Genomic DNA, 23,668 nt, shown 5'->3' with positions numbered 1-23,668 from the left:
GAATACCCTTGCCCCAGAAGGGCTACAAGCGTTGTTTCGTGCTGTCATCGCGGCCATAATAGCGACCACTCTCGAGATGGAGCCCTCATGGAGTACCTCGACCTGACCCCCTGGCGTTGCCCCGAGCCCCTGATCCGGCTCAAACTCTGGTTAAGAGAAGCCCAACCAGGCCAGGTTGTGACCATCCGCCTGGCCGATCCGGGTTCGCGGCAGGATATTCCGGCCTATCTGCAACGCCTCGGCCATCAGGTCACGCTGCAACAGGCGCCGGATCAGACCCTCTCTTTACTACTGGTTGTCGGGGCCAGGCCACTCTCACAGACCCCGTCGTGTAAGGACGCTAGATGTTAGAAGTATTGAAGCGCTGGTATCAGACCCGTTTTTCCGATCCCGATGCCGTCACCCTCTTCCTGTTGCTGCTGTTCGGCTTTGCCGGACTCTGGCTATTTGGCAACCTGCTCGCCCCCATCCTGGTGGCCATCGTCATGGCCTATCTGCTGGAGTGGCCTGTGGTCCGGCTGCAGCAGGCGGGGCTCTCCCGCACCCTGGCCACCAGTCTGGTGCTGCTCATCTTCATCACCCTGGCGGTGACCGCTGTGCTGGGCCTTATCCCGACCCTGGTCCACCAGAGCATCAATCTGGCCAAAGAAGCCCCGGCCATGCTGACCCATGCCCAGGACTATGTGCGCACCCTGCCGGACAGATACCCCGAGCTTGTCGATGTCAGCCTGGTGGAAACCGTCATCGACAACATGCGCCAACGCATCCTGAGCGGGGGCGAGCACCTGGTCAGCGCCTCCCTGAGCTCCCTGGTGAACGTGGTGGCCATCATGGTCTATCTCATCCTGGTGCCCCTGATGGTCTTCTTCATGCTCAAAGACAAGCAGGTGCTGATGGGGGGGCTGCGTCGCTTCCTGCCGCGCAACCGCACCTTGGTCAACCGGGTCTGGGTGGAGATGAACAACCAGATCATCAACTACATCCGCGGCAAGGTGATCGAGATCCTCATCGTCGGGGTGGCGACCTATATTCCCTTCGCCCTGATGGGACTGCGCTACTCGGCCCTGTTGGCGGTGGCGGTCGGCTTCTCCGTGCTGATCCCCTATATTGGCGCCGCCGTGGTGACGGTGCCGGTGGCCATGGTGGCCCTGTTCCAGTGGGGGCTCACCCCCGACTTCGCCTGGCTGATGGTGGCCTATCTGGTCATTCAGGCCCTCGATGGCAACCTGCTGGTGCCGGTGCTCTTCTCCGAGGCAGTCAACCTGCATCCGGTGGCCATCATCATCGCCGTGCTGGTGTTTGGCGGCCTGTGGGGCTTCTGGGGGGTCTTCTTCGCCATCCCCCTCGCCACCCTGGTCAAGGCGGTGCTCAACGTCTGGCCCAAGCGGGAAGAGCTGCCCCGCCCCGCCCCCTGAGGGAACATCTCTGCAACGACAGGCAAAGACCAAAAAGAGAGGCCAAGCCTCTCTTTTTTTGTTGGCGGCAGCGCTCACCTACTTATCGGCAATGCCTCTCACAGCCCAGGCCGGGCGTCCATTGGGACCAGCATTGGCAACACACCACTCTTTTTGCTCTATCGGTTTGAATTCACAATACAAATCGGCTTAACTGGCTACGCTACCGGCACCCTGTTGCGCCACCACTGCATCGGTCACCGACCCATAAGGATATTTCATATGCCCCCAGTCCCGGCCTTTCGCCATGCCTCTCTTGGCGCCCTTCTGGCGCTGCTGCTCTCGGCCCCCGTCCGGGCCGACCTCGATCTCGGGGCACTCAGCGCCTTCTCCAGCGACAGCCCAAGCAGCCCCATTCCCAAGGGACTGGTCGTTGGCGGCGCCTTTATCGCAGGCCAGGCCCGTTACCAGCATCAGGACGACACCCTGCTGCCCATCCCGGGTGCCCTCTATTTTGGCGACAACCTGATGTATCTGGGGGATCGGGCCCGCTACTACCTCACCCGGGATGGCGGCTTCTCCACCTACGCCTTCGGGCGGATGCGCTTTGGCAACCTGGATCCGGATGATGATGCCTTCCTCCATGGCCTCAACAAGCGCAAAGGGGAGTTCGAGGCCGGCTTCGGGGCCGATCTCATCACCCCCTATGCCCTGTGGACCATGCGGGCCACTACGGACGTGACCGGCAACAGCAACGGCCAGGAGGTGATGCTGTGGGCCAACTTCCCCATCATCCGCGGCCCGCTGCTGCTGATGCCGGGGGCTGGCGTGATGCTGCGCAGCCACAACCTCGCCAACTATTACTTCGGCGGTGTATCGCAAGAAGAGGCCCGGGCAGGCAGGCAGGCGTGGAACACGGGCACCACCCTCTCCCCCATGGTCTCCGTCATCGGCAGCTATCGCTTCAGTGCCAACTGGATTGGCGGCTTTGGCGTCAACTACGAACGCTATGACGACGACATCGCCGACAGCCCTATCGTCCAGCACAAGGGCGAGCTCTATGCAGGCTTCGGCCTCGGCTATATCTGGTAACCCCTCAGCCGCACAAGTCGCAAGACAAAAGAAAAAAGGAGCCCATCGCTCCTTTTCTCGCTATCCGGCAAGGTGTCACCCTCACAGCCCGGCCAGAAACGCTCCCAGCGCGCCGTTGACGAAGTCGGGATTCTCCAGGGTGGAGATATGGCCCGCTCCCGGGATCTCCTTGAAGGGGCAACCCAGCACCTCGGCCATCAGATAGCCTTCCAGCACGGGACGGGCCTTGTCCTCGCAGCCTGTCATCACCAGGCTGGGTACGGCGATCTCTTCGAGCCAGTCGATGCGATCCTCCCGGGTCACGAAGCTGCGCCCAACCGCCACCATGGCGGCCACCTTGTCGGCGGGCCAGCTCGCCAGGCGCGCCTTGAAGCCATCCATCAAGGTCGCATCCGGCTGATGGGCAAAAAAGAGCGGCGCCACCTGCGCCACGATGGGCGCAGGAATGGTGCCGAGCTGCTCAATCATGGCGAGCATGCCAAGATAGCGCTCGCAGGTGATCTGGGGCTCGAGGCCAACGAAGCTGTCCATCAGCACCAGTCCCTTGAGACGCTCCGGCGCCATGTGCGCGAGTTCGACACCCCACATGCCACCGATGGAGAGGCCCACCAGCACACACTCTGCCACCCCGAGGGCATCGAGCAGCGCCAGGTGATCGCGGGCCAGGGTCGCCAGGGAGCAGGGGCCTTCTGGCAGCGCGTCGGAATCCCCGTGGCCCCAGAGCTCGGGCACGATGCAGCGATACTGCCCCTTGAGCGCCTCGACTTGCGGCGCCCACATGGCGCTGTCCCACAGATAGCTGTGACCAAACAGCAGCACAGGGCCCTGCCCCTCGTCCAGATAGGCCATGCGGCGACCCGCTATCTCCATAAACTGCTTCATGTTTTCTCCTGTTGCCTCTAGTGGAGCGGCAGTGTATCACGCCCCACTTGGCGATGACGCTTCTGTGGTGCAATCTGGAAGAGTGTCAACAAGGAGAAGATCATGCCAAAGGACAAGAGCAAGAAACGCCCGCGCCTCAACAAGAAGCGCTACGAGCATCACCTCGCCCATCTGCAGGAGGAGCTGGTCAAGCTGCAGGAGTGGGTCAAGCAGGAGGGACTGAAAGTCGTGGTGGTGTTCGAGGGACGCGATGCCGCCGGCAAGGGGGGCGTCATCAAGGCCATTACCGAGCCGCTCAACCCCAGGGTGTGCCGGGTCACCGCCCTGCCAGCCCCCTCCAACCGGGAACGCTCCCAGTGGTACTTCCAGCGTTATGTGGCCCACCTGCCCGCCGCCGGCGAGATGGTGCTGTTCGACCGCTCCTGGTACAACCGGGCCGGGGTGGAGCGGGTGATGGGCTTTTGCAGCGACGAGGAGTACCGGGAATTCCTGCGCGCCTGCCCCGAGTTCGAGCGGATGCTGATCCGCTCCGGCATCACCCTCATCAAATACTGGTTCTCGGTCAGCGACGAGGAGCAGGAGAAGCGCTTCAAGGAGCGGATCAGCACCCCCATCAAGCGCTGGAAATTCAGCCCCATGGATCTGCAATCCCGCTCGCGCTGGGTCGAATACTCCCGCGCCAAGGATGACATGTTCACCTACACCGATACCCAGGACAGCCCCTGGTTCGTGGTGGAGGCGGATGACAAACGCCGTGCCCGCCTCAACTGCATCTCCCACCTGCTCGGCAAGGTGCCCTACGAGGCGATCCACTACGAGCACATAGAGCTGCCCCCCATCAGCACCGAAGGTTACGAGCGCCCGCCGCTCACCAGCCAGAACTTCGTGCCGGACATCACCGCAGATCTTGATGACAAAGACGATCACTGATAACGCCTGACCCGGCCAGCCGCTCTGGCTGGCCTGTCAACGCAGCGCACAAAACTCCGGGTAGCCATTTACAGCCCCAGCAAGTCCCCTTCCCGATGGGCAACCTCACCGGCCAGGAAGATCACCTCATCCCCGGCGCAGGCCAGCCGGTTGAGCACCCTGGCGTAACAGAGGCCTTCGTGGTGCGTGGTCAGAGCAATACGCTCCCCGGTTTGCGCATCCGTCAGCCAGCCGACCCGCTGCCCCGCCAGCACCCGATCCCCGGGTGCAACCTCGTAGCTCAGGATCCCCGCCGCCGGGGCCGAGATCACCTCCACCGCAGCTAGTGGCGTCACCTTTCCCTCTGTGCAGGCGGGCGGATCAGCTGGCATCCTGAATGCGGGATCAATCCAGCCAGACTCCACCAGGCAGGCCAGCAGCCGCCGGGCGTCCTGCTCGGCCAGATGATCGGCCACATCCTGCTGCCCCCTCAGCTCCACCGTCACCGCGACCGGCACCTGTGGCCCCTCCATCAGGGCATACCAGTTCTGCAGCAGGGCATCATCAAAAGACATGCCCCCCGCCTGCTCGCTAAGCAGCATCACCCCGGCCCCGAGGCAGGCACCCAGGCGCTCCACCTGGCTGCGCTGGCGAACGTGGCCATAGAGGTGCAGCAGGGCGTCGCTGTCGCAATGGATGTCCAGCACCAGATCGGCCTCCAGTGCCCAGCCAAACAGGGTGTGCTGCAACCACGCCAGTTCGCCGCAGGGACGCCGTTCGGCCAGCCTGGCCAGCAACAAATCGCGCGCCGTCAGGTGGGTGGGTATTGCCTCCCCCTTCGCCACCAGCAGGGGATATCCCCGGTTGAAGTTCTGTCCGGTGGCGGCCAGAAAGCGCCCCTGATGCAACCCCAAATGCCACTGGGACAGACCGATGGGGTTGGCCTGGGGCACCAGACGGATACGCCCCAACAAGGCTCCCTGCTGCTCCAGGGCCATCAGATGCTGGCGCAGGCGATGCAGGGCCAGCACCCCGGGCAACTCGTCGGCATGCAGACCCGCCTGCAGATAGGCAAGGGGCCCACTGCAGCCAAATTCCCAGGCCTGCAACACCCGTTGACTGCCCGGCGTGCCGCCGGGCAGGGGGAGTTTGATCTCCTTCATCCTGTTCCCTTATTCGTACTGGTCGTAATCGAAGTACTTGTCGTTGATCTGCTTGTAGGTGCCGTTGGCCAGCAGGGTAGCGAGCGCCTTGTTGACCTCCCCCAGCAGGCGGGCGTCCTGCTTGCGCACCGCGATGCCGGAGCCGGTACCGAAGTAGGCGGGGTCATTCATCCTGGGGCCGAAAAAGTCGAACCCGGCCGCCCCTTCCCGCTTCTTGAACTCCATGCCGACGCCGATTTCCACCACAATGGCATCCAGCCGACCCGCCATCAGATCCAGCCAGGCCTGCTCTGCCGAACCGTAGGTGCGCACCTCGGCCCCCGCCTTGCCATAGACATCCTTGGCATAGTTCTCCTGAATGGAACCAAGCTGCACGCCTATCCGCTTGCCGGCCATGGCAGCGGGTTCACCATTCAGGGATGTATCGCGAGGCCCCATGAAACGGGAGTAGCCCCCCTGATACTTGTCGCTGAAGGCGATCTGGCGCAGGCGCTCCTCGGTGATCGCCATGGAGGCGACGATCATGTCGAATTTTCTGGCCTTGAGCCCGGCTATCATGCCGTCGAAGTCGTACTGCCTCAGCTCGCAGGTCACCTTCATCTCGGCGCACAGCGCATTGGCGATATCAACATCGAACCCGGCCAGCGAACCGTCCGGATTGACCGTGCTGTAGGGCGGGAAGGTGCCGTCGGTCGCGATGCGAAGGACGGGGCCGGCCAGAACGGACTGGGCAAACAGCAGGCCGGTGAGTAATAACAGGGCTCGTTTCATGGTGTCTCTCCTCTGGGTGGATGGCTCGACACTATTGCATTTGCCCGATACGTTACATATACAATCCATTAACAATCACCCCAACCGTACAGGTCAAAGAGCCACTACAGTATGCCCTCCCTCTCCCTCGATCCGACCCAGGGTTCCCTGATCCAGCAGCTGATACACGCCATCCAGCAGGCCATCGCCGCGCGCCAGCTTGCACCGGGCCAGCGCCTGCCCTCGGTGCGCCAACTCGCCGCCATCCTTGGCATCAGCACCTTCACCGTTGCCGACGGTTACAGCCGACTGGTACAGCATGGGGTGATCGTCGCCAGACGGGGGGATGGCTACTATGTGGCCCGCACGCCGCTGGCCCCGCCCATGGCACCGCCGCCGGTACCCGATGCCCGCTGGCTGACCGACCACAGGATCACTCCGGGCCCCGAGGTGGTTCAGCCCGGCTGTGGCTGGCTGCCCAGCCAGTGGTACCCGACCCAGATCCTGCAACGCGCCCTGCGCCAGCAGGGACGAGAGGCCGACTGCGCCATCGCCTATGGTCACTCGGCAGGCTGGCAGCCGCTGCGCCAGCACCTCTGGCAACACCACGAGGCACTCGGCATCCCGGTGGATCCGCAAGGGGTGTTGCTGACCCAGGGGGCCAGTCAGGCCCTGGCACTGGTGGTGCAGTCGGAACTCCGCTCAGGCGACACAGTGCTGGTGGACGACCCTGGCTACTGCAACCTCATCACCCTGCTGCAACACGCCGGCATGAGGGTGATAGGCGTCCCTTGGACAGCGCAGGGCCCCGATTGCGCCGTGCTGGCCGAGCAACTGCACCTGGCGCAGCCCAAGGCCTTCTTCACCAACCCGCGCCAGCACAATCCCACCGGCGCCAGCTACTCGGCCGCCACCGCGTTTCGGGTCTTGCAGCTCACGGCGCAGCACCACTGCCTGATCGTCGAGGACGACGTGAGTGCGGCCCTGACCCAGAGCGCCACCCCGACCCTGGCGGCGCTGGCGGGTCTGGAGCACATCATCTACATCGGCAGCTTTGCCAAGGCGCTGGCCCCGGGCCTGAGAGTGGGTTATCTGCTGGCGAGCGAGGAGCGCACCGACCGTCTGCTGCGCTACAAGGTGATGAACGCCATCGCCTCCTCCGAACTGGCGGAGCGTCTGGTGCTGCGGATGCTCAAGGATCCCGACACCCCGAAAGAGCAGCAGCGGCTGCGGGATCGACTGCTGCGGGCCGGTGAGCGCTGGCAACAGGGGCTGGAGCAGATCCGCTGGCAGAGTTTCTGTCCGCCCCAGGGCGGTCTCTTCTCCTGGGTCAGGCTCCCTGAGCCCCATCAGGATGCCCTGCCCCTGAGCGAAGCGGCGCTGGCCGAAGGGTTATTGCTGGCCCCGGGCAGCCAGTTTCGGGTCGATGCTCCGGCCACACCCTGGCTGCGCTGCAACCTGGCATACAGCCATCAGCCCCTGCTCGACTTTCTGCAGCGCTGGGCCCGCCAGCAGGAGGGATCGTCATGAAGCGATGCTCTATTTGCACCCGGCCAGAAATGAAAAAGCCGGTCTTGCGACCGGCAAAAAGGCATTGAAGATAAGGAAAACCTGCACCAGTACCCGTCAGGTACGGATGTATTTGGCGGTACGGGGGAACGCCTGCTCCTTGGTATCGAACAGATAGCAGGCCTCGGCCGGGATCCCCACGCTGTAGGTCTGACCGGCCGCCACGTCCACGTCCGAGGTGGTCTTGACGGTGAAGTCGTGACCATCCACATCCATATAGACGAAGGACTCCGCCCCCAGGTGCTCGGCCACCTGCACCACACCACTCACGCGGCTGTCGGCATGGGCGTGATCCAGCGGCACCAGGTGCTCGGGACGAATGCCGAGCTCCACCTTGTCACCAACCGCGCCGCGACGGGCATCGACCCGCACCCGCACGTTGTCGCCAGAGCTCAGCTTGACCAGACACTCCTGCTCACCAATTTCCACCAGCTCGGCCGCCAGGAAGTTCATCTTGGGGGAGCCGATAAAGCCCGCCACGAACTTGTTGTCCGGGTTGTGGTAGAGATCGAGCGGGGAACCGAACTGCTCCAGGTTGGTGGCCGCCTCGCCCTTGAGCGGGCTCAGCACCACTATCTTGTCGGCCAGGGTCATGGCCTCCACCTGATCATGGGTCACGTAGATGATGGTGGAGTTGAGCTCCTTGTGCAGCTTGGCGATCTCGATGCGCATCTTGACCCGCAGGGCGGCGTCGAGGTTGGAGAGCGGCTCGTCAAACAGGAACACCTGGGGCTGCTGCACAATGGAACGACCGATGGCCACCCGCTGGCGCTGACCGCCGGAGAGGGCCTTGGGCTTGCGCTCGAGCAGCGGCTCGAGACCGAGGATCTCGGCGGCACGCATCACCCGCTTGTGGATGTTCTCCTTGTCCATCTTCTTGAGCTTGAGGCCGAAGGCCATGTTCTCGTAGATGTTCATGTGCGGGTAGAGGGCGTAGGACTGGAATACCATGCCCACGTTGCGCTCTACCGGCGGCACGTCGTTCATGTAGCGACCGCCGATGGTCAGCTCGCCGCTGGTGATGTCTTCCAGACCCGCGATCATTCGCAGCAGGGTGGATTTGCCGCAGCCGGAGGGGCCGACGAAGACGATGAACTCCCCTTCCTTGATGGAGAGGTTGATATTGCGCAGGGTGTCCTTGTGAACAGCCGGATCGTAATTTTTGCGAACGTTGTTGAGTACTACTTCAGCCATGTCGAGCTCCGCTCTTGAATCTTTGCAAATCGTGATGGCGGGGGGAGTCGGCTCCCCCGGCCACAAACCTTAACCTTTGACGCCACCGGCAGTGAGACCACCCACCAGCCAGCGCTGGGCGAGCAGGAAGACGACCGTGATGGGGAAGCCGGACAGCACGGCCGCTGCGGCGAAGTCACCCCACAGGTAGTTCTGCGGATAGAGGTACTGCTGGGCCCCGACCGCCAGGGTCAGATTGTTCACATCCTGCAGCAGGATGGAGGCCATGGGCACCTCGGTGATGGAACCGATGAAAGCCAGGATGAACACTACCGCCAGGATGGGCACCGACAGGGGCAGCAGGATCAGGCGGAACGCCTGCCACGGGGTGGCACCGTCGATGGCCGCCGCCTCTTCCAGAGAGGAGTCGATGGTCTCGAAGTAGCCCTTGATGGTCCAGACGTGCAGGGCGATGCCCCCCATGTAGGCTAGGATCAGGCCGCCGTGGGTGTTGAGACCCAGCCAGGGGATGTAGTCACCAATCTTGTTAAAGAGCGCATAGATGGCCACCAGTGCCAGCACCGCCGGGAACATCTGGAAGATCAGCATGCCCTGCAGGATGGTGGACTTGCCACGAAAACGCAGGCGGGCGAAGGCGTAGGCACAGGTGGTGGAGAGCACCACTATCATCAGAGCGGTGATCCCCGCGATCTTGATGGAGTTCCACAGCCAGGTCAGCACCGGAAACGGCGGCGGCGTGATGCTGCCGTCGGCGTTGGTGATGGACATGCCGAGCGCCAGCTTCCAGTGATCCAGGGTCGGGTTGGAGGGGATGATCTCCCCTACCGCGAAGTTGCCGTTTCTAAACGAGATGGCGATGACCATGATCAGCGGGAAGATGATCAGTGCCAGGAAGCCCCACATCACCAGGTGGGTTGCCCACACCCGGTATTTGACTGATTTGGGTTGTACGATTGCCATGTTGAAGCCTCCTTACAGTTGCTTGTCGGCTTTGGACAATTTCAGGTTGAGCAAGGCCAGCGCACCCACGATGAGGAAGATGGCGGTGGCGATGGCACTGGCCAGACCGTAGTCCTGACCACCCGAGCCCTGGAACGCGATCCGGTAGGTGTAGCTCACCAGCAGGTCGGTGGTACCGGCCGGGGTGCTGGCGCCAATGATGTCCGGGGCGCCATTGGTCAACAACTGGATAAGCACGAAGTTGTTGAAGTTGAAGGCGAACGAGGCAATCAACAGGGGTGTCAGCGGCTTCATCAGGAGCGGTACCGTGATCTTGAAGAAGTTCTGTACCGGGCCGGCCCCGTCCATGGCGGACGCTTCATAGAGATCTTCCGGAATGGCCTTGAGCAGGCCCATGCAGAGGATCATCATGTAGGGGTAGCCAAGCCAGGTGTTGACGATGAGGATCATCACCTTGGCCAGGAAGGGGTTGGTGTACCAGTCCGGTTTGATGCCGAATGCCGCTTCCAGGAACATGTTGATCTCGCCGAAGTTCTGGTTGAACAAGCCCTTGAACACCAGGATGGAGATAAACGCCGGGATGGCATAGGGCAGGATCAGCATGACCCGGTAGAAGCCGCGGCCCTTGAGCTCTTCCCACTGCACCAGACAAGCCAGCACCATGCCGATGGCCAGGGTGAAGGCGACGGAGCAGGTGGAGAAGATCACGGTCCAGACGAAGATCTGCAGGAACGGCGCCTGGATGCCCGGGTCGGTCACGATGCGGGCAAAGTTCTTCCAGCCCACGCTCACCACAAAACCGGGGGCGATGCCCTTGCCGACGAACTGACCCTGCTCGTCGATGTATTGATAGAAGCCGGTGTCACCGTTGGGCAGCATCAGCTCGCCGGTCTGGTTGTCGCGCAGCAGGTTGCTGTCCTTGATCACCACCCCGGACTTGAGCACGGCCCCATCCATCAGCCGGGTATATTGCGGCTTCTGGGCGGCAAACTTGCGCAGGCTGCTCAGGGTCAGGTGAGTGCCGTCGTCCGGCAGCACCAGATCCAGCCCGCTCAGGTGAGTACGATGCTCGACGATGACGCGAATGGGCGCGGACTTGCGCTCGGTCTCGGCGGTTGCCACCTGCAACTCGACCAGTTGCGGGGCCGCCTGTGCCCGTCCCTCGCGCACCGCCAGCTCGCGGGCCTTGTTGTTCATCAGGGAGAGAGGTTGGCTGACAAAGGTCTGTTCACCCTGGTTCAGCAGCAGCTGGAACTGGCCGTTGTCGGCTTCCAGCAGGGTAAAATCGAATTCACCACCCGCCACCTTGTAGGATTTCTTGAGATGATAATCCCGCGCCTGCTCTACCGAGAGCAAATTGGAGCCTGAATAGTTGGTGAAGGCGATGCCAATCGTGTAGGCAAGAGGGAAGATGATAAATACAACCATGCCCGCCACACCCGGAAAGATGTAACGATGGGCATAGGTCTTCTTGTTCATAAAGACATACAGGCCGGCGGATACCACCACCAGATCCAGCAACGCGAATACCCACTCGCCACTGGCATACATCATCACGGCTGCGTAGCCGTTGAGGATGGCAACCAGGGCCGCTATGGTCCACTTGAGCCAGACGTGCTTATCCTTCGGACCGGCATAGGACTCAACAGAAGGTACTACTTCCATGCCAATTAACCTTTATAACGCCAAGAGAGAGGAGAAAGTGGGAGGCCCGAAGACCTCCCGGGTAGTACGAACTTACTGGACGATACGCTTGGCAGCGGTATCGAGGGCTTCATCAACACCTTGACGGCCGGAGGTCACGTTCTTGAGGGCAGTTTCAAAGGAGGACCAGAAACGGCTCATCTCGGGCACGGACGGCATCGGCTCGCCAGCCTGGGCGTTTTGCATGGTCGCCTTGATGTGCGGATCGGATTCCAGGGTCTTCTGGAAGGATTTCAGGGCCACGGCACCCAGCGGCTTGTCGGCGTTCATCGGCGCCAGACCGGCATCGGTCAGCAGGTAGTTCTCGAGGAACTCGATGGCCAGATCCTTGTTCGGGCTGGCGGCGTTGATGGTGGCACCCAGCACGCCAACGAAGGCCTTGGCCGGCTTGCCATTCAGGGTCGGCAGCGGGGCGACGCCGTACTTGATGCCGCTCTTGTCCAAGTTGCTCCAGGCCCAGGGACCATTGATCATCATGGCCACTTCGCCCTTGTTGAACTTGGCATCCATCACACCGTAGTCGATGCCCTTCTCCAGGTGACCGGACTTGATCATCTCGGAGATGTAGCCCACCCCCATCTTGGCGCCCGCGTTGTTTACGCCGGTGTCTTTCACGTCATAACCGGTGGCGGTTTTCTTGAAGGCGTAACCACCGTTGGCAGCCACCAGCGGATAGCTGAAGTAGGGGGTGTCATAGGCCCACATGATGGCGCGCTTGCCATCCTTCTTCAGGGTTTCGTCGATCTTGGCGATCTCTTCGAAGGTCTTGGGCGGCTCGGGCAGCAGATCCTTGTTATAAATCAGGCTGACCGCTTCCATGGCAACCGGGTAACCATAGGTCTTGCCATCGACGGTCATGGCATCCCATGCCAGTTGTTCAAACTTGGCCTTGGTGTCGGCATTGGGGGTCACGGGCACCAGCAGACCGGCTTTGACCCACTCACCGTAACGGTCGTGAGCCCAGAAGAAGATGTCCGGGCCGTTGCCAGTGGCGGCGGCTTGCTGGAATTTAACTTCAACCTGATCCGGGTGGGCCACAGTCACCTTGATGCCGGTTTCTGCTTCAAACTTCTTACCCACTTCAGCCAGGCCGTTGTATCCCTTGTCACCGTTGATCCAGATGGTCAGCTGGCCTTCGTCGATGGCAGCAGTGGCAGAGCAGGCGACACCAAGAGTGGCCAGACCGATCAGGGATGACAGCAATTTCTTTTTCATGAGCCTTTCCTTGTATTAGTTCCGCGCTGTAAGAGCATTTGTGTGCGAGATGAATATTATCCCAAGCGGCAAACGGCTCACATGACGTAACTCGCATTTTTGAAATGCAATTACGTATTTCCTTCCAGAAAGTTTTGAAAACATTTTCTTAAATCGCGGTAATAACCGATTTTATCGGCTTATTTCGCAACCAAAGCAGAAATATAATTACCATTATGAAACTTTATTACTTCACTGAAAGGGTTTTCACTTGAATGAAAACCCTTTCAGACAATCGATTCTGTTTTATCTGTTAACAAAGCACCGCCCCGGTTTCGTCCTGCGCCACGGACGTCATAAAAAAGGGACCCCGCCGAAGCGGGGTCCCTTTTTGCCAAATATGACGACCGGATCACATTACGACTGGCGCAGCAGCTGATCCTTGAGGTTGGGCGGCACCCCCTTGATGGTGAGGGTATCGGTGTCCGGATCGTAAAAAATGCGGCTATTCAGCAGCTTCTGCTCGAAGCTCAGGGTCAGGCCGCCGCCGGATCCGACAAATTTGGTCAGACCGCGCAGGGTGGAACGATCGGCGGGGAAGCGCTCTTCCAGCTCATACTCCTGACCGATGAAGCTGTAAAAATCGAGGTCACCGTCGCCGGGCAATTCTGCGGACAACTCCTTGATTTCGATCTCTTCACCGGCACTGGCCTGCTCGGTGCAATATTTGAAAACCTGCTTTTTATAATCATTGCGCTCGGCCGGTTCGAGCTGGCGACTGTCACAATAATCTTCGACCGCTTGCAGCAAGCCTTTATTCTGGATCTTGGCATCCATCCCTTCGCGGGCGCCCAGCAAATCCATAAAGAAGTCGCCGAGTTTGCGGCCTATGCGTCCCTTGCTGAAGGTAATATAACGGCGCGACTCGGGTTGGGTTTTCCACTCGGTGAGATCGATGCGGGCCACCAGATTGAGTTTACCGATATCCAGATACTGGATATGACGCAATTCCAGCGCCTCGCTGACGGTGACGCTCTCCTTGCCTTCCAGCAGCGCGATCAGCAAATAATCGACGCCGACGTAGTTGTATTTGGCAAACAGCAGCACTCCCTGTTCATCCAGGGCATGCTCCACCAGCTGCTTGACCAGCATCTGGGTCACGGTGACCGAGAAGGGGACAAATTCCGTCTGCTCGTCGAGCAGCTGTTCGAGGGCGATGCGAAACGCGGGAGAGGGTTGCTTGGGGGCGTCTTCACCGTCAGCCAGTTCGGCGACGGCCTCCTCGGGGTCGGCAAAAAAGCCAAAGCCCTTGCCGCCCTTGCCGTTGTAGATGCGATGCAGTTCCGCCATCAGCCCTTGCACCGCCTCGTCGGGGGGCAGGGTCTGGCTGCGGGTATCGGCGTAAGGTTGACCATCGCCGCCCTGGCGCAGGGAGTGAAGTATGATCTTGTCGATATCGAGACTCATGTCACAAAGCCATAGTGTTAGCCGAAAGGGTGAAGTATTATAAGGCGCTTTGAACCGAGATGAACTGAAGATTATGCCCATCGTATCAAAGTACAATAACGAGCAGTTTGACGCCCTGATGAACGACCTGATCACCGCGCTGGAAAAGCACAAGGCGCCGGTGGATCTCAGCCTCATGGTGCTTGGCAACCTGACCACCAATATCATCAACGGTATGGCACCGGCCCAGCGCCAGGCCATCACCGAGAAGTTTGTCCAGGCCCTGACCGCATCGGTCGACAATCGCCACGACACACACTGAGTCCCCGACTCCGTTGATTTGACGTTTCTCTACGCAGATGGATCACTATGGTCGAAACCGGTAACCCCTATCGTGATAATGTCTCTCGCCTGATCACCTGGGGGCATTGGTTCTCCTTCTTCAACATCATCCTGGCCATGCTGATCGCCACCCGCTATCTGGGTGCCATCAGTTGGCCATCGACCACGCTCGGCGTGATCTACCTTGTTGTGAGCTGGATTGGCCACTTCTCTTTCCTGAGCTTCGTCACCTATTTGTTGACGATTTTTCCGCTCACCTTCCTCTTGCCCAAAGAGAAATCCCTGCGCTTTATTTCGGCCATCGTCGCCACCCTGGCGCTGGTGCTGCTGCTTATCGACACCCAGGTATTCAGGCTGTTCAAGTTCCACCTGAATGCCCAGGTGTGGCAACTGCTGCTGGATCAGGCCCAGACCGAGGAGGGCTCGATCTGGAGCATCATCTTCGTCGCTGTGCCCACCATCTTCCTGTTGCAGTTGCTGCTGTCAGCCTACGTCTGGCGCAAGATCAACAAGCGCAAGCGCCGTCAGTACGGCAATCAGGTGGGATTGGCCCTGCTGGTCTGCTTCATCCTGACCCACCTGGTCAACAGCTGGGCGGATGCCACCCTGTATCAGCCCATCACCATGCAGCGGGCCAACTTCCCCCTCTCCTACCCCATGACGGCTCGCTCCTTCCTAGCCAAGCATGGCTGGCTGGATCTGGATCAGTACGAGAAGAAGCAGGCGGCGTCGGAGAACAACAGTGGCAGCGACAGCCGGATGCACTATCCCCTGCGCCCGCTCAACGTCAACGCCCCCAGCAGCCACAACAACCTGCTGGTGGTGGTGGTCGACTCCCTGCGCTTTGACATGCTGAACAACATCAACATGCCCAACCTGCAGCGTTATGCCTCCCGGAATTTGACGTTCCGCAATCACTTAAGCAGCGGCAACGACGCGCTGATGGGCATGTTCGGCCTCTTCTACGGTCTGCCCGGCCACTACTACCAGGACATCAGCAGCGAGAAGCGGCCCCCCGTGCTGTTTGACGAGATGCTGCGTCAGGACTACCAGTTCGGTCTGTTTGGCGCGATGGAAGATGCCCAGAAGTATCGCCAGAGCATTCTGGCCGGCCTGCGCAAACAGGTATTCGTCTCCGAAGAACTCGACGACGGCAAGCTGCTGTCCGACTGGCAGGGCTGGCTCGAGAAGCGCACGCCGGAGCGCCCCTGGTTCTCGCTGGTCTATCTGTCGAGCCCGGGCGACTACCAGTTGCCGGCGACCATGAAGGGGCCATTCCAGCCGGAGCTGACCAACTTCAACCCGGCCACCGCCTATCGGGCCGAGAACCTGCAAAAGCTCGAAAACCGCTACAAGAACTCGGTCTTCTATACCGACCAGCTGCTGGAGCAGATGCTGACCCAGCTGCAACAGCAGGGTATGAGCGACAACACCATAGTCGTCATCACCTCGGATCATGGCCAGGAGTTCAACGACACCCGCAGCAACAGCTGGGGGGCCGGCACCAACTATTCCCCCTATCAGGTGCAGGTGCCCTTCGTGCTGGCCTGGCCCGGTCGCGACAGCCAGGTGATGTCACAGCCCAGCAGCCATCTCGATCTGGTACCAACCCTGATGCAGGGCATGCTGGGGGTGCGCAACCCGGCGCGGGACTACAGCATAGGTCGCAGCCTGTTTGATACCAGCCCACGCCCTTGGCTGCTGGCGGGCGATCAGAACGACTTTGCCATCTATCAGGACAACACCATCACCCACTTCAACAAGCAGGGTGACTTCGAGCTGCTGGAGCAGAAGAGCTATCGCCCCATCAAGCACGGCAACCCGGACATGGGTGCCATGATCCAGGTGATGAACGAGCTGAACCGCTTCTATCGCCATCCCTGATGGCCGGACATAAAAAACGCCCCGCATGCGGGGCGTTTTTTATTGTCTGTCGCCATCCCGGTATTAACCGCCCCACCCCTGCGGGTACTTGTAACCCGCGAAGCGCTTGGCCGCATAGGCCTTGAATTCGGGGGAGTTGTAGGCTGCCGCCACGTCTTTGGCAAACGGCTTGTCCGCATCGGCACTCTTCACCACTACCCAGTTGATGAAGTCGTAGCTGCGCTCAAGGAACAAGCCCTCGCTGAACGGGATGCCGCTGGAGGCGGCGAAGTTGCCGTTGATGACGGAAAAATCCACGTCTTCCCGTGAACGGGGCAGCTGGGCCGCCTCCAGCAACACCAGCTTGATGTCGTGGGGGTTGTCCACTACATCGAACTCACTCGCCTTGAGCGGATTGATCCCCTCCTTGAGCGTGAGCCAGCCCAAGTCCTGCAGCATCAGCAGCGCCCGCGCCTGGTTGGTGGGATCGTTGGGAATGGCCACAGAACTCCCCTCACCCACCTCGGCCAGCTGCCCCTTCTTGCCGGAATAGAGGCCCATGGGGCCGGTCGGCACCTGGGTGATGGGTGCGAGCGACAAGCCCCTGTCTTTGGCAAAACTCTCCAGATAGGGCTTGTGCTGGAAGCAGTTCACATCGAGCGAACCATCGGCCAGGGCAATATTGGGAGTCACATAGTCGGTGAACTCCACCAGTTTGACCTGGTAGCCCTTGGCCTCCAGCTGCGGCTTGATGGAATCAGTCACCATGTCGGCAAAATCCCCCACGGTCGTGCCGATCACTATCTCTTTCTTGGCCGGATCGGCGGCGAGGACGGAAAACGGCAGACTGCTGGCGAACAGCGCCAGCGCGGAGAGCTTGAAGAAGAAACGGCGTTGCATAGGGACTCCCTGTCAAAACGATCATCAAGAGGGTGGCCAGAGGTGCAATCCGGGGCGATAAACGCCACGCAGCAACCATCTAGCCATCCAAATGGCTATTTCAACCACAATAACAGAGCCCCTTCCCTTCGCCAAGCGGCAAAACAGGGCTGACTGGAAAATGGGGGTTACCTGTCCTTCATGACACAAACAAAGGATTCATAGAGAGCTTTAATCGAAGGCAATTCCGGTATAGTCAAACATTCTGAGGGCGTGCCTCTTTGGCGCAATAGGCCCGAGAAAACCGCTGCAAGGAGAGCAAATGATGGGAATACAGCCGCTGACGGTGGCCACGACCGGCCTGCTGGTCGTCGATATTCAGGGCAAGCTGGCTCGCCTGGTCGAGGGTAGCGAGGCCCTTATCACCAATACGCAGCGCTTGGTGCAAGGGGCCAGAGCGCTGGGATTGCCGGTCATCTGGCTGGAGCAAAATCCGGACAAGCTCGGAACCACTGTGCCCGAGTTGCAAGGGTTGCAGGCAGACGACCTTGTGCTCACCAAATTCAGCTTCAGTGCCCTGGGTGAGCCGACCGTGTCCGCCGCCCTCACCCAGACCGGGGTCAACCACTGGCTGGTGTGCGGCATCGAGACCCATATCTGCGTCTATCAAACGGTACTTGGGCTGCTGGCAAACGGCAGCGAGGTCTCGCTGGTGGTAGATGCGGTCTCCTCACGCACTCCCGCCAACCGGGAGCTGGCCATCGGCAAACTTGCAGCTCGAGGGACCGAGCTCACCTCGGTGGAGATGTGCCTCTACGAACTGCTGGGAAATTGCCGCCATCCGGCGTTTCGCCAGGTGCTGGCACTCGTGAGGTAAGGCGCCATGATGGACAACATGGCCCCCTTCATCTACCTGCTGGTAGCCGGCTGGGTGGCGGCAACGATCAGCGTCATCGGCATGGCGGCGACCCGCCGCTATCTGCGCTGGAGCCTGATAGGCCTCTCCCTGTTCGCCGCCCTGTTCTGGCTATTGGCGGGTTTCCCTGTGACCGAGCTCGCAATCTGACCACCTGCTGCTTGCCATACCCTATGGCTCTCATACCGGCTCCTGTTGCGACAGGGCCGGTCCACTCCCCGCTACTCATCCCACCCGATATGGCGCTCGCAAAGCATTTAAAAAACAAAAAGATCAATAAACGAAAATGAGAAATGCTCTCAATAAATCACATAAAGAGCGCCAATGGAATACCCACCACAAACCAGATCGGATTTCTTTGAAGCTCGTCAGAGTTCCTAAAAGAGAGTCTTTTGACTCGCTTCATCCCGTGTATAGATTCCATTCGCACCCAGGAAGGTGCGATCCTAGATGGAGTTAAAAATAATGAAGCAAACATCGTTAGCACTGGCGATCACAGCACTGCTGTCGACCCTGCCAGTTGCACTCGTTCAGGCAAATGAAAACTGTGCCCCGCTCACCGGCAAGGAGAGTGGCGTGGATACCGCTCGTAATAGCGCAATGCGTTGCCTGCCGGGCAGCAATCCCCTGCAGGATCAGCAGTGGCACCTGCTCAACAGCGGCCAGGATGCCTTCAGCGCTCGCGGCGGCGTGGCTGGCAACGACCTCAACCTCTGGTGGGCACACCGCACCGGAGTGCTGGGACAGGGGATCAATGTGGCCGTAGTGGATGACGGCCTGGCCATTGCCCACCCTGATCTGGCCGACAACGTGCGACCGGGCTCCAAAAACGTGGTTACCGGCGGCAGCGATCCCACCCCGACGGATCCCGACAGCGCCCACGGCACCTCGGTAGCCGGTCTCATCGCTGCGGCAGACAACGCCGTCGGCACCAAAGGGGTGTCGCCCCAGGCCCAGTTGCAGGGGTTCAACCTGCTCGACAACGACAGCCGGCAGTTGCAGAAGGACTGGCTCTATGCCCTTGGCGACAGCCAGGCCAGCCGTGACAACCGGGTCTTCAACCAGAGCTACGGCATGAGCCTGGTCGACCCGCAAGGGGCCACCGATCTGGATCAGGCCCAGCTCGATCGCCTGTTCGAGCAGCAAACCCTCAAGGCGGAAAGCGCGGCCTACATCAAGGCGGCGGGCAACGGCTTCAAACGCATCGGCGCCGGCAACTATGCCCTCTCCCGCACCGGCAATGGCCCCCTCCTGCCCTTCGAGAACAGCAACATCGATCCCGCCAACAGCAACTTCTGGAACCTGGTGGTCAGTGCCCTCAATGCCGATGGCAAGCGCTCCTCCTACTCCAGCGTCGGCAGCAACGTCTTCCTGAGCGCCCCCGGGGGAGAATATGGCACCGATACGCCGGCCATGGTCACCACGGATCTCCCCGGGTGCGACATGGGTTACAACCGCAATGATGATCCCAGCGCCAACCGGCTGCACGGCAACCAGCAACTGGATGCGCTCTGCGACTACAACGGCGTGATGAACGGTACCTCCTCGGCGACCCCCAACACCTCGGGTTCGGTGGCCCTGCTGATGTCCGCTTATCCGGATCTGTCGGTGCGGGACCTGCGGGATCTGCTGGCCCGCAGCGCCACCCGGGTCGATGCCGCGCATCCGGCGGTACAGGTGAGCTACACCAGCCGCGCAGGCAGCGCCCGCACGGTCACCGCACTGGAAGGGTGGGAGCGCAACGCCGCCGGCATGTGGTTCAGCCCGACTTACGGTTTTGGTCTGATCGATGTCAATAAGGCTCTGGCGCGCGCCGCCAACCACAACCCGCTGCCGCCGCTGGTGCAACTGCCCTGGCAGAAGGCCTCCCCGAGCGACAGCAGGGTGGCTGCCATTCCTGACGTCGGTGCTGCCCCGACCCGCTCGGCCATCCAGATCGAGCAGGCGTTGACGGTGGAAGCGGTACAGGTCATGGTCAACCTGGATCACCAGCGCCTGCCAGATCTGCTGATCGAGCTGGTCTCTCCGTCCGGTACCCGCAGCGTGCTGCTCAACCCCTACAACAGCCTGGTGGGTCAGTCCCTCGACCGGCAGCAACTGGGTTATGTTCGCACCAGGGGATTGCGTGACATGCGCCTGCTCTCCCACAAGTTCTATGGCGAGCCGGCTCAGGGAGAGTGGCGACTGGAGGTGACCGACATCGCCAACGGCACTCGTCAGGTTTCACTGCTTGATCGCCGAACCAACACCCGCAGCACCCTGACCGAACGCAACAACAGCCAGCCGGGCAAGCTCATCGACTGGTCACTGCGCGTACTGGGCCATGACGCGCCCCGCGCCTGATTACAGAGGAATCATCCATGAAACAGACCATGATCACCCTTGCCCTCGCCAGCCTGCTGGCAACGGCCACCACCTATGCCAGTGCCGAGGAATCAGTGACCATAGACGGCAAGCAATATCGCACCATAGAGGTCAATGGTCAGACCTACCTGACCCCTGATGATGGCAGCAAGAAGCGGGTCACCCGCAGTCTGGACGGCAAGGTGCCGCAGCAAACCCTGCGCCGGGGCGATGCCCTGCTGCAGGGCGTTGCCAGCCCGGAGCTGACCGTCAGCGGCACCCTGCTGGTGGAAGCCGATGACAGTCAGGCCAAGGAGATTGCAAGCCGCCACGGCCTGCAATTCAAGCAAAGCAGCGGCGGCATTGCCCTGCTGGAGGCCAAGCCGAGTACAGATCTCAACGCCATCGCCACCCGGCTCAAAGAGGAAGGGGTGAAGGTGCAGATTGAGCTGTCCGGAACAGAGCAACAGCCCAAATAAGCACGTCGGCAGCCAGGCTGCCGCCCGTAAAAACCAAGGGGGCCATCAGGCCCCCTTGTCATTGCTGCACGCTTGTAGGCTTACTTGCCGCCGTGCTGCTCGGCCAGATAGAGCCAGGTGTCGACCACGGTATCCGGGTTCAGCGACACCGAATCGATCCCCTGCTCCACCAGCCAGGCGGCGAAGTCGGCGTGATCAGACGGCCCCTGGCCGCAGATCCCCACATACTTGCCGGCCTTGCGGGCAGCCTGGATGGCCATGGCCAGCAACGCTTTGACCGCCTCGTTGCGCTCGTCGAACAGGTGGGCGATCAGGCCCGAGTCCCTGTCAAGTCCAAGGGTCAGCTGGGTCATGTCGTTGGAGCCGATGGAAAAACCATCCACGTGTTCGAGGAACTTGTCGGCCAGCAGGGCATTGCTCGGGATCTCGCACATCATGATCACCTTGAGCCCCCGCTCGCCGCGGCGCAGGCCATTTTCAGCCAGGATGTCGATCACCTGCTCCGCCTCACCCACGGTGCGCACAAAGGGGATCATCACCTCGACGTTGGTCAGCCCCATGACGTCGCGCACCCGCTTGATCGCCTCGCACTCGAGGGCGAAGCAGGGGCGGAAACTGTCGGCGATGTAGCGAGACGCACCACGGAAACCGATCATGGGGTTCTCTTCGTGAGGCTCGTAGTCACGACCGCCCACCAGGTTGGCGTACTCGTTGGACTTGAAGTCCGACATCCGCACTATCACCCGCTCCGGCCAGAAGGCGGCGCCCAGGGTGGCGATGCCTTCGGTCAGCTTGGCGACGTAGAACTCGCGCGGGCTCTCGTAGCCGGCGATCATCTTGGCTATGGTGGCCTGAAGCTCGGGGCTTTGCTGATCAAACTCCAGCAAGGCTTTGGGGTGTACGCCGATCATGCGGTTGATGATGAACTCGAGACGGGCCAGCCCCACGCCAGCGTTCGGCAGCTGGGCGAAGTCAAAGGCTCTGTCCGGGTTGCCCACGTTCATCATGATCTTGATGGGCAGGCGCGGCATGTTGCCTACCTCGGTCACCGCCACGTCAAAGTCGAGTTCACCGTCATAGATGAAGCCGGTGTCCCCTTCCGCGCAGGAGACGGTGATGAGCTGGCCATCCTTGATGTGATCGGTGGCGTTGCCACAACCCACCACAGCCGGAATGCCCAGCTCGCGGGCGATGATGGCTGCATGGCAGGTGCGCCCCCCCCGGTTGGTGACGATGGCGGAGGCCCGCTTCATGATGGGCTCCCAGTCCGGATCCGTCATGTCGGTGACCAGCACGTCACCGGGCTGTACCTCGTCCATCTGGCTGATGGAGGAGATGACCCGGGCCGGGCCCGCCCCTATCTTGTGGCCGATGGCGCGCCCTTCGATCAGCACCTTGCCGGATTGCTTGAGAGCAAAACGCTCTAGGGTGTTGGCCTCCTGGCGGCTGCGTACGGTTTCCGGGCGCGCCTGGACGATGTAGAGCTTGCCATCCTGACCATCCTTGGCCCACTCGATATCCATCGGGCGGCCGTAGTGCTGCTCGATGATGAGGGCTTGTCTGGCCAGATCCATCACCTCTTCGTCGGTGATGCAGAAGCGGCTGCGCTCGGCATCCACGGTATCGACGATCTTCACCTGACGGCCGTGACCGGCATCGTCGGAGTAGGTCATCTTGATAAGCTTGGAGCCCAGGGTCTTTCGCACCACGGCGGGACGGCCGCTCTTTAAGGTCGGCTTGTGCACATAGAACTCGTCAGGGTTGACGGCGCCCTGTACCACCATCTCGCCAAGGCCGTGAGCTCCGGTGATGAAGACCACGTCGTTGAAGCCGGATTCGGTATCCAGGGTGAACATGACGCCGGAGGCAGCGAGATCCGAGCGCACCATGCGCTGTACCCCGGCCGAGAGCGCCACGCCCTTGTGGTCATAGCCCTGATGCACCCGGTAGGAGATGGCGCGATCGTTGAACAGTGACGCAAACACATGCTTGACGGCCGTCATGACGGCGTCGATGCCGCGCACGTTGAGGAAGGTCTCCTGCTGGCCGGCAAAGGAGGCATCCGGCATGTCCTCGGCGGTGGCTGACGATCGCACCGCAAAGGAGGCCTCGACACCTGCACTCAACTTCTCGTAGGCAACCCGGATCGCCTGCTCCAGCTCGGGCTGGAACGGGGCGTCGATCACCCAGTCGCGGATCTGCTGGCCGGCCCGGTTGAGGGCGGCGATGTCGTCCACATCCAGGGCGTCGAGCAGATCGTGGATCTTGTCGTTGAGGCCGCTTGACTCCAGAAACTCGTTAAACGCATAGGCGGTGGTGGCAAAGCCCCCCGGCACGGATACACCGGCGCCAGAGAGATTGCTGATCATCTCGCCAAGGGATGCGTTCTTGCCGCCAACTCGTTCTACATCTTGCATTCCGAGTTGCTCGTACCAGAGTACGTACTGTTGCACTTGCATGTCTCCAGGTTGGTGGGCTCGGGAGTCAGGGCTCCCTGTCCCCTGATTTATGTACGTGAGTTTTGTGCGTTATTGTCTGTTTGTGCTGTTGCCAACGACCAAGAAAACGTTTTCTACTTGTTGTCAAAAA

At 60.9% G+C, this 23,668-nt stretch carries 21 protein-coding genes; 11 read left to right on the top strand and 10 right to left on the bottom strand.

Annotation, left to right across the window (positions count from 1 at the left end):
* Positions 1–87 precede the first annotated feature (87 nt).
* The 3 genes from MRK42_RS08535 (at position 88) to MRK42_RS08525 (ending at position 2,486) form a co-directional block, all read left to right on the top strand.
* On the top strand, positions 88–351 hold the full coding sequence (locus MRK42_RS08535; RefSeq protein WP_124239970.1) for a sulfurtransferase TusA family protein: 264 nt from the start codon (positions 88–90) through the stop codon (positions 349–351).
* A complete protein-coding gene (locus MRK42_RS08530) occupies positions 345–1,415 on the top strand; it encodes an AI-2E family transporter (RefSeq protein ID WP_216992542.1) in 1,071 nt (356 codons plus the stop codon). The genes MRK42_RS08535 and MRK42_RS08530 overlap by 7 nt, the downstream gene beginning before the upstream one ends.
* 261 nt (positions 1,416–1,676) lie before the next feature.
* Positions 1,677–2,486 carry a MipA/OmpV family protein gene (locus MRK42_RS08525; protein WP_338612177.1) on the top strand — a complete coding sequence of 270 codons (810 nt, stop codon included), beginning with the start codon at positions 1,677–1,679 and terminating at the stop codon, positions 2,484–2,486.
* Positions 2,487–2,567: 81 nt separating this feature from the next.
* On the opposite strand, the gene MRK42_RS08520 is transcribed toward MRK42_RS08525, so the two are convergent.
* Positions 2,568–3,368 (bottom strand): alpha/beta fold hydrolase, encoded by an 801-nt coding sequence (locus MRK42_RS08520; protein ID WP_338612176.1) that lies wholly within the window; start codon positions 3,366–3,368, stop codon positions 2,568–2,570.
* Between the two features lie 102 nt (positions 3,369–3,470).
* Here MRK42_RS08520 and ppk2 point away from each other — a divergent pair, with 102 nt between their 5' ends.
* Complete coding sequence (ppk2, locus tag MRK42_RS08515; RefSeq protein WP_223378060.1) at positions 3,471–4,298, top strand: polyphosphate kinase 2; 828 nt, start codon at positions 3,471–3,473, stop codon at positions 4,296–4,298.
* A 68-nt stretch (positions 4,299–4,366) separates the two neighbouring features.
* On the opposite strand, the gene MRK42_RS08510 is transcribed toward ppk2, so the two are convergent.
* Together MRK42_RS08510 and MRK42_RS08505 are read right to left on the bottom strand one after the other, a co-directional pair.
* On the bottom strand, positions 4,367–5,440 hold the full coding sequence (locus MRK42_RS08510; RefSeq protein ID WP_338612175.1) for a succinylglutamate desuccinylase/aspartoacylase family protein: 1,074 nt from the start codon (positions 5,438–5,440) through the stop codon (positions 4,367–4,369).
* A gap of 9 nt (positions 5,441–5,449) precedes the next feature.
* A complete protein-coding gene (locus MRK42_RS08505) occupies positions 5,450–6,211 on the bottom strand; it encodes a transporter substrate-binding domain-containing protein (protein ID WP_338612174.1) in 762 nt (253 codons plus the stop codon).
* Between the two features lie 111 nt (positions 6,212–6,322).
* Between MRK42_RS08505 and MRK42_RS08500 the strand changes: the two genes are divergently transcribed.
* Complete coding sequence (locus tag MRK42_RS08500) at positions 6,323–7,720, top strand: PLP-dependent aminotransferase family protein (protein WP_338612173.1); 1,398 nt, start codon at positions 6,323–6,325, stop codon at positions 7,718–7,720.
* Between the two features lie 96 nt (positions 7,721–7,816).
* Here MRK42_RS08500 and ugpC read toward each other — a convergent pair whose 3' ends face one another.
* The 5 genes from ugpC to yejK form a co-directional block, all read right to left on the bottom strand.
* The gene (gene ugpC / locus MRK42_RS08495) at positions 7,817–8,953 is read right to left on the bottom strand and encodes a sn-glycerol-3-phosphate ABC transporter ATP-binding protein UgpC (protein WP_026457175.1); all 1,137 of its coding nucleotides are present in this window, start codon (positions 8,951–8,953) and stop codon (positions 7,817–7,819) included.
* Positions 8,954–9,022: 69 nt separating this feature from the next.
* Positions 9,023–9,913: a maltose ABC transporter permease MalG gene (gene malG, locus MRK42_RS08490; RefSeq protein ID WP_005299600.1), complete on the bottom strand. Its 891-nt coding sequence runs from the start codon at positions 9,911–9,913 to the stop codon at positions 9,023–9,025.
* A gap of 12 nt (positions 9,914–9,925) precedes the next feature.
* A complete protein-coding gene (gene malF / locus MRK42_RS08485) occupies positions 9,926–11,578 on the bottom strand; it encodes a maltose ABC transporter permease MalF (RefSeq protein ID WP_223378071.1) in 1,653 nt (550 codons plus the stop codon).
* A gap of 72 nt (positions 11,579–11,650) precedes the next feature.
* Entirely contained in the window at positions 11,651–12,832 is a 1,182-nt protein-coding gene (gene malE / locus MRK42_RS08480) for a maltose/maltodextrin ABC transporter substrate-binding protein MalE (RefSeq protein WP_042024923.1), read from the bottom strand.
* 396 nt (positions 12,833–13,228) lie between these two features.
* On the bottom strand, positions 13,229–14,278 hold the full coding sequence (yejK, locus tag MRK42_RS08475) for a nucleoid-associated protein YejK (RefSeq protein WP_042069724.1): 1,050 nt from the start codon (positions 14,276–14,278) through the stop codon (positions 13,229–13,231).
* Positions 14,279–14,351: 73 nt separating this feature from the next.
* On the opposite strand from yejK, the gene MRK42_RS08470 reads away from it, so the two are divergent.
* Together MRK42_RS08470 and MRK42_RS08465 are read left to right on the top strand one after the other, a co-directional pair.
* Positions 14,352–14,579 (top strand): YejL family protein, encoded by a 228-nt coding sequence (locus MRK42_RS08470; RefSeq protein WP_005344699.1) that lies wholly within the window; start codon positions 14,352–14,354, stop codon positions 14,577–14,579.
* Between the two features lie 47 nt (positions 14,580–14,626).
* Positions 14,627–16,483, top strand: coding sequence for a DUF3413 domain-containing protein (locus tag MRK42_RS08465; RefSeq protein WP_042069726.1), 1,857 nt, complete (start codon positions 14,627–14,629; stop codon positions 16,481–16,483).
* A gap of 63 nt (positions 16,484–16,546) precedes the next feature.
* On the opposite strand, the gene MRK42_RS08460 is transcribed toward MRK42_RS08465, so the two are convergent.
* A complete protein-coding gene (locus tag MRK42_RS08460) occupies positions 16,547–17,362 on the bottom strand; it encodes a MetQ/NlpA family ABC transporter substrate-binding protein (protein ID WP_338612172.1) in 816 nt (271 codons plus the stop codon).
* 304 nt (positions 17,363–17,666) lie between these two features.
* Between MRK42_RS08460 and MRK42_RS08455 the strand changes: the two genes are divergently transcribed.
* The 4 genes from MRK42_RS08455 (at position 17,667) to MRK42_RS08440 (ending at position 21,079) form a co-directional block, all read left to right on the top strand.
* On the top strand, positions 17,667–18,218 hold the full coding sequence (locus MRK42_RS08455; RefSeq protein WP_338612457.1) for a hydrolase: 552 nt from the start codon (positions 17,667–17,669) through the stop codon (positions 18,216–18,218).
* A 6-nt stretch (positions 18,219–18,224) separates the two neighbouring features.
* On the top strand, positions 18,225–18,407 hold the full coding sequence (locus MRK42_RS08450; RefSeq protein WP_338612171.1) for a hypothetical protein: 183 nt from the start codon (positions 18,225–18,227) through the stop codon (positions 18,405–18,407).
* A gap of 315 nt (positions 18,408–18,722) precedes the next feature.
* Positions 18,723–20,600, top strand: coding sequence for a S8 family serine peptidase (locus tag MRK42_RS08445; protein WP_338612170.1), 1,878 nt, complete (start codon positions 18,723–18,725; stop codon positions 20,598–20,600).
* Positions 20,601–20,617: 17 nt separating this feature from the next.
* Entirely contained in the window at positions 20,618–21,079 is a 462-nt protein-coding gene (locus MRK42_RS08440) for a hypothetical protein (RefSeq protein ID WP_201977264.1), read from the top strand.
* 80 nt (positions 21,080–21,159) lie between these two features.
* Here the strand turns inward: MRK42_RS08440 and ppsA are convergent, their stop codons facing one another.
* Positions 21,160–23,538 (bottom strand): phosphoenolpyruvate synthase, encoded by a 2,379-nt coding sequence (gene ppsA / locus MRK42_RS08435; RefSeq protein ID WP_224209862.1) that lies wholly within the window; start codon positions 23,536–23,538, stop codon positions 21,160–21,162.
* Between the last annotated feature and the right edge of the window lie 130 nt (positions 23,539–23,668).

Origin of the sequence: Aeromonas sp. 19NY04SH05-1 (assembly GCF_040581895.1) — a bacterium.
In the GTDB taxonomy this organism is placed as follows: Bacteria; Pseudomonadota; Gammaproteobacteria; order Enterobacterales; family Aeromonadaceae; genus Aeromonas; species Aeromonas enteropelogenes.
Note: the sequence above shows the minus strand (reverse complement) of the source record. Positions and strands in the feature narration are given on the sequence as shown.

What these genes read in the sequence shown, in the direction of transcription:
- MRK42_RS08535 (WP_124239970.1), top strand. Translation starts at nt 88, where the DNA reads ATGGAGTACCTCGACCTGACCCCCTGGCGTTGCCCCGAGCCCCTGATC.
- MRK42_RS08530 (WP_216992542.1), top strand. Translation starts at nt 345, where the DNA reads ATGTTAGAAGTATTGAAGCGCTGGTATCAGACCCGTTTTTCCGATCCC.
- MRK42_RS08525 (WP_338612177.1), top strand. Translation starts at nt 1,677, where the DNA reads ATGCCCCCAGTCCCGGCCTTTCGCCATGCCTCTCTTGGCGCCCTTCTG.
- MRK42_RS08520 (WP_338612176.1), bottom strand. Translation starts at nt 3,368, where the DNA reads ATGAAGCAGTTTATGGAGATAGCGGGTCGCCGCATGGCCTATCTGGAC.
- ppk2 (WP_223378060.1), top strand. Translation starts at nt 3,471, where the DNA reads ATGCCAAAGGACAAGAGCAAGAAACGCCCGCGCCTCAACAAGAAGCGC.
- MRK42_RS08510 (WP_338612175.1), bottom strand. Translation starts at nt 5,440, where the DNA reads ATGAAGGAGATCAAACTCCCCCTGCCCGGCGGCACGCCGGGCAGTCAA.
- MRK42_RS08505 (WP_338612174.1), bottom strand. Translation starts at nt 6,211, where the DNA reads ATGAAACGAGCCCTGTTATTACTCACCGGCCTGCTGTTTGCCCAGTCC.
- MRK42_RS08500 (WP_338612173.1), top strand. Translation starts at nt 6,323, where the DNA reads ATGCCCTCCCTCTCCCTCGATCCGACCCAGGGTTCCCTGATCCAGCAG.
- ugpC (WP_026457175.1), bottom strand. Translation starts at nt 8,953, where the DNA reads ATGGCTGAAGTAGTACTCAACAACGTTCGCAAAAATTACGATCCGGCT.
- malG (WP_005299600.1), bottom strand. Translation starts at nt 9,913, where the DNA reads ATGGCAATCGTACAACCCAAATCAGTCAAATACCGGGTGTGGGCAACC.
- malF (WP_223378071.1), bottom strand. Translation starts at nt 11,578, where the DNA reads ATGGAAGTAGTACCTTCTGTTGAGTCCTATGCCGGTCCGAAGGATAAG.
- malE (WP_042024923.1), bottom strand. Translation starts at nt 12,832, where the DNA reads ATGAAAAAGAAATTGCTGTCATCCCTGATCGGTCTGGCCACTCTTGGT.
- yejK (WP_042069724.1), bottom strand. Translation starts at nt 14,278, where the DNA reads ATGAGTCTCGATATCGACAAGATCATACTTCACTCCCTGCGCCAGGGC.
- MRK42_RS08470 (WP_005344699.1), top strand. Translation starts at nt 14,352, where the DNA reads ATGCCCATCGTATCAAAGTACAATAACGAGCAGTTTGACGCCCTGATG.
- MRK42_RS08465 (WP_042069726.1), top strand. Translation starts at nt 14,627, where the DNA reads ATGGTCGAAACCGGTAACCCCTATCGTGATAATGTCTCTCGCCTGATC.
- MRK42_RS08460 (WP_338612172.1), bottom strand. Translation starts at nt 17,362, where the DNA reads ATGCAACGCCGTTTCTTCTTCAAGCTCTCCGCGCTGGCGCTGTTCGCC.
- MRK42_RS08455 (WP_338612457.1), top strand. Translation starts at nt 17,667, where the DNA reads ATGGGAATACAGCCGCTGACGGTGGCCACGACCGGCCTGCTGGTCGTC.
- MRK42_RS08450 (WP_338612171.1), top strand. Translation starts at nt 18,225, where the DNA reads ATGATGGACAACATGGCCCCCTTCATCTACCTGCTGGTAGCCGGCTGG.
- MRK42_RS08445 (WP_338612170.1), top strand. Translation starts at nt 18,723, where the DNA reads ATGAAGCAAACATCGTTAGCACTGGCGATCACAGCACTGCTGTCGACC.
- MRK42_RS08440 (WP_201977264.1), top strand. Translation starts at nt 20,618, where the DNA reads ATGAAACAGACCATGATCACCCTTGCCCTCGCCAGCCTGCTGGCAACG.
- ppsA (WP_224209862.1), bottom strand. Translation starts at nt 23,538, where the DNA reads ATGCAAGTGCAACAGTACGTACTCTGGTACGAGCAACTCGGAATGCAA.